General features: G+C 67.4%; 3 protein-coding genes. 1 reads left to right on the top strand and 2 read right to left on the bottom strand.

Annotation, left to right across the window (positions count from 1 at the left end):
* Positions 1-263: 263 nt before the first annotated feature.
* Positions 264-3,182, top strand: coding sequence for a ribonuclease R (rnr, locus tag FVW20_RS05755; protein WP_231038903.1), 2,919 nt, complete (start codon positions 264-266; stop codon positions 3,180-3,182).
* A 122-nt stretch (positions 3,183-3,304) separates the two neighbouring features.
* Here rnr and FVW20_RS05750 read toward each other — a convergent pair whose 3' ends face one another.
* Both FVW20_RS05750 and FVW20_RS05745 read right to left on the bottom strand, forming a co-directional pair.
* Positions 3,305-4,888 (bottom strand): hypothetical protein, encoded by a 1,584-nt coding sequence (locus FVW20_RS05750; protein ID WP_196608678.1) that lies wholly within the window; start codon positions 4,886-4,888, stop codon positions 3,305-3,307.
* Positions 4,889-5,026: 138 nt separating this feature from the next.
* Positions 5,027-6,048, bottom strand: a 1,022-nt coding sequence (locus FVW20_RS05745; RefSeq protein WP_504739142.1) for a DNA repair protein RecN, incomplete at its 5' end; no start/stop codon positions are given.

Raw genomic sequence — 6,048 nt, 5'->3', positions numbered from 1 at the left:
CCGCCCGCCGGGCCTGACGCCATACCGCCCGTCCGGCCTGACCTGCCGCGTCCGCCACGGCTGCCCGCCCCTTGCCGGGGGCGCCGATCCGGAACGATCCCTCAGGACGGTTCAGCAGAGCGAACCGGCAGGGCGATCCAGCAAGACGAGGCTGACGGCAACCGGCGGCAATGGGCACGGGTCTTCGCAGACCGCCTGGCCGCCCCGGCAGCCCGCCCGCATTCGACATCTTTCACTCCGGCATGGCCGGAAAGGACATCCATATGACAAAGAAGAAACGCGAGGAAAGCTACGTGCTGCCCGACGCCAACGATCTGGCAACCCTGTTCCGCGAGGCGCACCGCCCGCTGAAGATCGACGCGCTGATGCGCATGCTGGGCCTGCACCGCCGCATGAAGAAGGAACTGGAAGACCGCCTGGACGACCTTGTCCGGCAGGGGCGCATCATCCGCCTGCGCGGCGGGGCCTGGGGCCTTGTGGAACAGCTGCGGCTGGTCACGGGCACCCTGTCCATCCAGCGTTCCGGCATGGGCTTCGTGCTGCCCGAGGAAAAGGGCCGCGACGACATCTACGTGCACCCCTACCAGATGGGCGATGCCTGGCACGGCGACAAGGTGGTGGTTGCCCTGCTGCCGGGCCGCCACGGCAAGAATCCGGAAGGGCGCATCGTGCGCGTGGTGGAGCGGGGCCGCAAGGAAATACCCGCCCGCGTGGTGCGCCGCATGGGCAGGCACAGCCTGCTGTGCCGCGCGGCGGACCCGCGCATGGCCGTCAGCTTCGTGGTGGACATGAGCGCCGTGGAAGAGAAGGCCGAAAAGGGCGACCTTGTGGTGGCCGCACCCGGAGATAAAGTGGAGGACGGCCTGTGGGCCGCCACCGGGCTTGCCGTGCTGGGCGCCGACGACAACGTGCTGGTGCAGGAACGGCTGGTGAAGATCAACCACGACGTGCCCACCGACTTTCCGCCCGAAGTGCTGGAAGAAGCCCGCGACCTGCCCGCCGTGCCGAGTCGCGACGACATGGAAGGCCGCATCGACCTGCGCCATCTGGAGTTCGTCACCATCGACGGGGCCAAGGCTCGCGACTTCGACGACGCCGTGTACGTGGAAGAGCAGGGCACCGGCTACCGCCTGTGGGTGGCCATCGCCGACGTGGCCCATTACGTGCGGCCCGGCTCGGCCATGGATCGCGAGGCGCAGGCCCGGTCCAATTCGTACTATTTCCCGCAGTCGGTGGAGCCCATGCTGCCCGAGGCCCTTTCCAACGGGCTGTGCAGCCTGAATCCGCGCGTGCCCCGGCTGGCCATGGTGGCGGAAACCTTCTTCTACGCCGACGGCACCCCCGGGCGGAGCAAGTTCTATGCGGCCATCATCGAGTCCAAGGCCCGTCTGACCTACGGGCAGGTCAATCGGGCGATCATCGAAAAGGACGAAAAGGAGCGCCGCCTGCTTACCCCGGTGCTGCCCCTGCTGGAACGCGCCGAAGCACTGGCCCGCCTGCTGAACGCCAAGCGTTCCGAACGCGGCAGCCTGGACTTCGATCTGCCCGAGCCGGAAGTCATTTTCAACATCTACGGCGAGACGGTGGACATTGGCCGCAAGGTGCGCCACTTCGGCCACCAGATCATCGAAGAGTTCATGATCGCCGCCAACGAGGCGGTGGCCCGCTTCCTGACCGAAAAGAACGCCCGCTTCCTGTACCGGGTGCACCCGGAGCCGGACACCGAAAAGCTGGAGGGGCTGTTCAAGGTGCTGGCGCGTACCTCGCTGGCGCAGCACCTGCCCGGCAAGCCTTCGGCCAAGGCGTTGCAGGGCGTGTTGCAGGCGGCCAAGGGCAGCGACCAGGAATTCGTGGTCAACCGCATGGCCCTGCGCACCATGATGCAGGCCCGTTACGCGCCCGACCACGAAGGCCATTTCGGCCTGGCTTCGGAATGTTACTGCCACTTCACCTCGCCCATCCGCCGGTACGCCGACCTGATCGTGCATCGCGCGTTGCGCCGCACCCTGGGGCTGCCGGTGAACGGGCCGCTGCCGGGCGAACGGGCCCTGCTGACCATTGCCGACACCCTGAACGTGAACGAGCGCGTGGCCATGGAGGCCGAGCGCGAGATACTCAAGCGCATCACCGTGCTGTTCCTGTCCGAACGGGTGGGGGAAGAGTTCACCGGGGTCATTTCCGGCATCATCGACTTCGGCTTTTTCGTGGAATTCAACGAGGTGATGGCCGAGGGCATGGTGCGCCTGTCGTCGCTGGACGACGACTACTACGGCTACCTGCCGGAGCGGCAGGAACTGGTGGGCGAGCGCACGGGACGCAGCTTCCGGCTGGGGCAGGCCGTGACGGTGCGTCTGGCCGAGGTCAACGTGGCCCGGCTGGAGGTGAACCTGGTGCTGGCCGGGCCGGATGCCGTGGCCTCCACTGGTGCGAAGAAACCCCGGCCCGCCGGGCGTGATCGTGCCAGTCGGGACTGGAATGCCGGTCGTGCCGGCAGCGGGGGCCGTGGAGGCAGGGGGGCACGCGGCGGGCGCGGTCCTGGCCGTGGCGAAGAGCCAAGGGCGGGTCGCGAATCCGGTGATGATGCCGGACGCGGTACGCGTGATGATGCCGGACGCGGTACGCGTGACGCCATCGGTCGCGGTGACCGCGCGGCAGCCACGGTGCCGTCTGCCGCCGCCCATGCCGACCGCACGTCGCGCAAGGCCAAGGCGCGTTCCACCACCGACGCGGGTTGGGACGATCCCATGCCCACGGAATTGCCGGAACCGTTCGAGAACGCGCCGCGCAAGGGGCGGGGCGGCAAGGCAGGCGCAAAGCCCGCCACCCGCAAGGGGGCGGCCCCGAAGCCCGCTGCCTCGAAGCCCTCCGCCAAAAAGACCTCCGCCCCGAAGAAGGCGGGAGAGGAAAAGGCCGCCACGCCGGGCAAATCCCCCAAGGCGAAGGAAGGCAAGACCGGCAACGCCACGCCCGGCAAGGGCAAGGTCCCCACGAAGGAAAAGTCTTCCGGCCAGACGGCCAAATTCGATACGATCGCCAAATCCGATACGACCGCCAAGCCCGGCAAGGCCGCCGCAGCCGATAAGAGCGGCGCGGCCAAGGCTGCTCCGAAAAAGACGGGCGACGCCAAGCCCGCCAAACCCGGAAAGGCCGGAAAGGCCACGGAGAACGACGGCAACGCGTAATCGCGTTTGTCCCCGGTACATGAACGGCAGCCGCCCCGGAGGAAACCCTCCGGGGCGGCTTTTTGTTGCGGAATGGGCGGAAGGGGGCGGATGCCGGGCGGGCGGGGGACCGCCATGCCCGGCTACAGCCGGGTGATGCCGAAGCGGGACAGCAGCTCGGCCAGGCGCTGGTTCAGGTTGGTGGTGGAGCGCGACAGCAGGTCCAGGCTGATGTACAGGGCGAACTCCACCCGGAACGAGGCGTCGGTCCACAGCGATCCGATTTCGCGGGCCAGTTGCGGTTCTATCTGCAACAGGTGCAGCAGCGATTCCAGTTCCGTGGCCGTCTGCGGGCGGAACAGCTGCATGGTGGCCCTGCCGGGGTCCGGCTGCCACAACTTGTTGCGCCGGATGCGCGTCAGCCCGGAATCGAACAAGGTCTCCACGGCGGCCACCGAGGTGCGCCGCTCCTTGCGGGTGCGGATGTGGATCTTGCCCATGTCTTCGCCCGCGCGGCGGCGCAGCAGCGTGACAAACTGGAACTCCAGCAGTGATTGCAGGGCCCTGCCCAGGCACGGCAACGAAAAGTCGCCCAGGGTGCGGCGCACGATGGCCGTTTCCTTGGGTGAAAAACCGTCCAGCGCCCGTAAAAAATCCTCGCGCAGCAGGTTCAGTGTCGTGGCCACGCTGCAGGCCATGCCCACCACCTGTTCGCGCAGGAACTGCACCTGCTCGGCGTTGACCTCGGGGGGTGATGGCGCGGGTGTTGCGGGCGATGGGGGCGTCCCGCCTTCCGTGCCGGGTGCATCGCCTGGCGCGTCGCCCGTGGCGTCACCCGTCAGGCCGCCGGACAGCAGCAGGGTTTGCAGCTTTTCCATTTCCCTGGCTGCGGGGTCTATGCACACGATCTGGCTGATGAAGTCGATGTCGCTTGAGGCAAAGGGATAGTCGGGCCGGGCGGCCATGCCTTGCAGGATGTCGTGCACCAGCTTGCGAGCCTTGCGGCTGGCGAAGTCGCGCGTCTCGAACTCGAACAGGGTTTGCACCCGCGTCTTGTCCAGCGGCTTCGGCGTGCGGCACAGCCGTTCGAGCAGGGCGTCGAAGGGGTAGCGGATGACCAGCAGCGAGCGCTCCTTGGACAGGGTGAACGCTTCCTGCGTCATGATGGCGTCGTACGCTTCGTCCACCATGCGCACCACGAAATGTTCGAAGTGCTTGCGCCAGTACTGCTCGTCCAGTTCCGTGGATTCGGTCACCGCGTCCGAGGGGCCAAGGGCTTCTTCGCCGTAGGCGCGGACCAGGGTTTCGATGAAATTGTCGGTGCACAGGGCGGTGGTGTACACCACACCCTGCACGCATTTCAGCAGCTGGGTTTCGGTGTTCATCAGCCGGGTGCGCAACTGGCTGGAATCGCCCGCGCCCGGCTTGGCATACTGCCCCAACAGGGCCACGAATTCACCCACCAGCTTGCGGATATGCCCGTGCAACGGGTCCACGGCCCCGCGCGCGGCCACGATTTCGATAATGGACCGTTGTTGCGTTTCCAGCAGCGGGTATTCATTGATGCGGTCGCTGTTGGTGCGGATGAGGCAGAGCAGCACCTCGCGCTCCACCACCTCGCGCACGGCGCGGCGGTCCTTGGTGGCGGCCAGGCAGGCCACATACGCGGCCAGACGTTCATCAGGCGGCGGGCCTTGTGATGGTTCGTGGTTTCGCGCGTCGATCATGGCTAGTTCCTGCGGGCTGTGTTCTGCGGGTGCGAAACCGGGTGTAATCCCCCATTCGCACATGGGGGCGCTTCATGTCTCTGGCCGCTGGCTGGCGGATTGTCAACCGGATATCGTGGCGGCAATTCCTGCCCGATATCAGGAAATCAGTTCCCGGGCCATGGCTTCTCCCTGCCCGCCGCCCCCCGCCATGCGGGCCAGCTCCTTGCGGATGTCCTCGCCATCCAGCCTGCGGCACAGGGTGAAGGTGGCATTGTCCGCCACTTCCTTGCAGACCTGGAAGTGCCGCCCGGCACGGGCGGCCAACTGCGGCCAGTGGGTAATCAGGATCACCTGCCTGTGCTCGGCCAGCGCGGCCAGCCGGTCCGAGACCCGGTTCAGGGTCAGCCCGCCCACGCCGGAATCCACTTCGTCGAAGATGAGCGTGGCGGTTTCGTCTCGGGCCATCAGCCCCACCACCGCCAGCAGAAAGCGCGAAAGTTCCCCGCCGGAGGCAATGCGGTCCAGCGGCTGCGGCGGCTGGCCGGGGTTGGGCACCCACATCAGGCGCGCCCGGTCCTCCACGCAGCCGGGCCACGGCTCGTGCGGAGCAAAGTCGAAGGCCACGCGCACATGCTCGGAAAAGCCCAGGCCCGCCAGTTCGCCTTCCAGCGCCTGGGCCAGCCGGGCCGCTGCTTCTTGCCGGGCCGGGTTCAATTCCGCCAGCACGCCGCACAGCTGTTCCTTATGGGCCTCTTCCTCACGCTCCAGGGTGCGCAGGTCCAGGCGGCAGGCATCGAGAAATGAAAGATTTTCCTCGATCTCGCGCCGCAGGTCCACGATCTCGTCCAGGGTGCGGCGCAGCTTGCGCTTCAACTGGGCCAACTCGTACAGCCGTTTTTCGATGGCCTCCACATCCATGTCGTCGTCTCCATCGGACGCGGCGGGGGCGGGGCGGCGGCGCAGGCGGCGTTCCAGGTCGGACAGCCCTTGCCGGAAGGCGGAGATGGCGGTCACGTCTTCGGACCAGTTGGGCTGGGCGCTGGGGGATGGCTTGGCGTTGTCGCCCACCGTTGGGCCGTTCAGACGGGCCAGCCCGTCCAGCGCCCGTTCCAGCAGGCCCAGGGCCTCGGCCACGCCGGGGCCGTCCTCGCCGCGCAGCACTGCCAGGGCGCGTTCCT

It is taken from the genome of Nitratidesulfovibrio oxamicus, assembly GCF_015731765.1.
In the GTDB taxonomy this organism is placed as follows: domain Bacteria; phylum Desulfobacterota; class Desulfovibrionia; order Desulfovibrionales; family Desulfovibrionaceae; genus Cupidesulfovibrio; species Cupidesulfovibrio oxamicus.
This window is presented reverse-complemented; position numbering and strand designations above follow the sequence as displayed.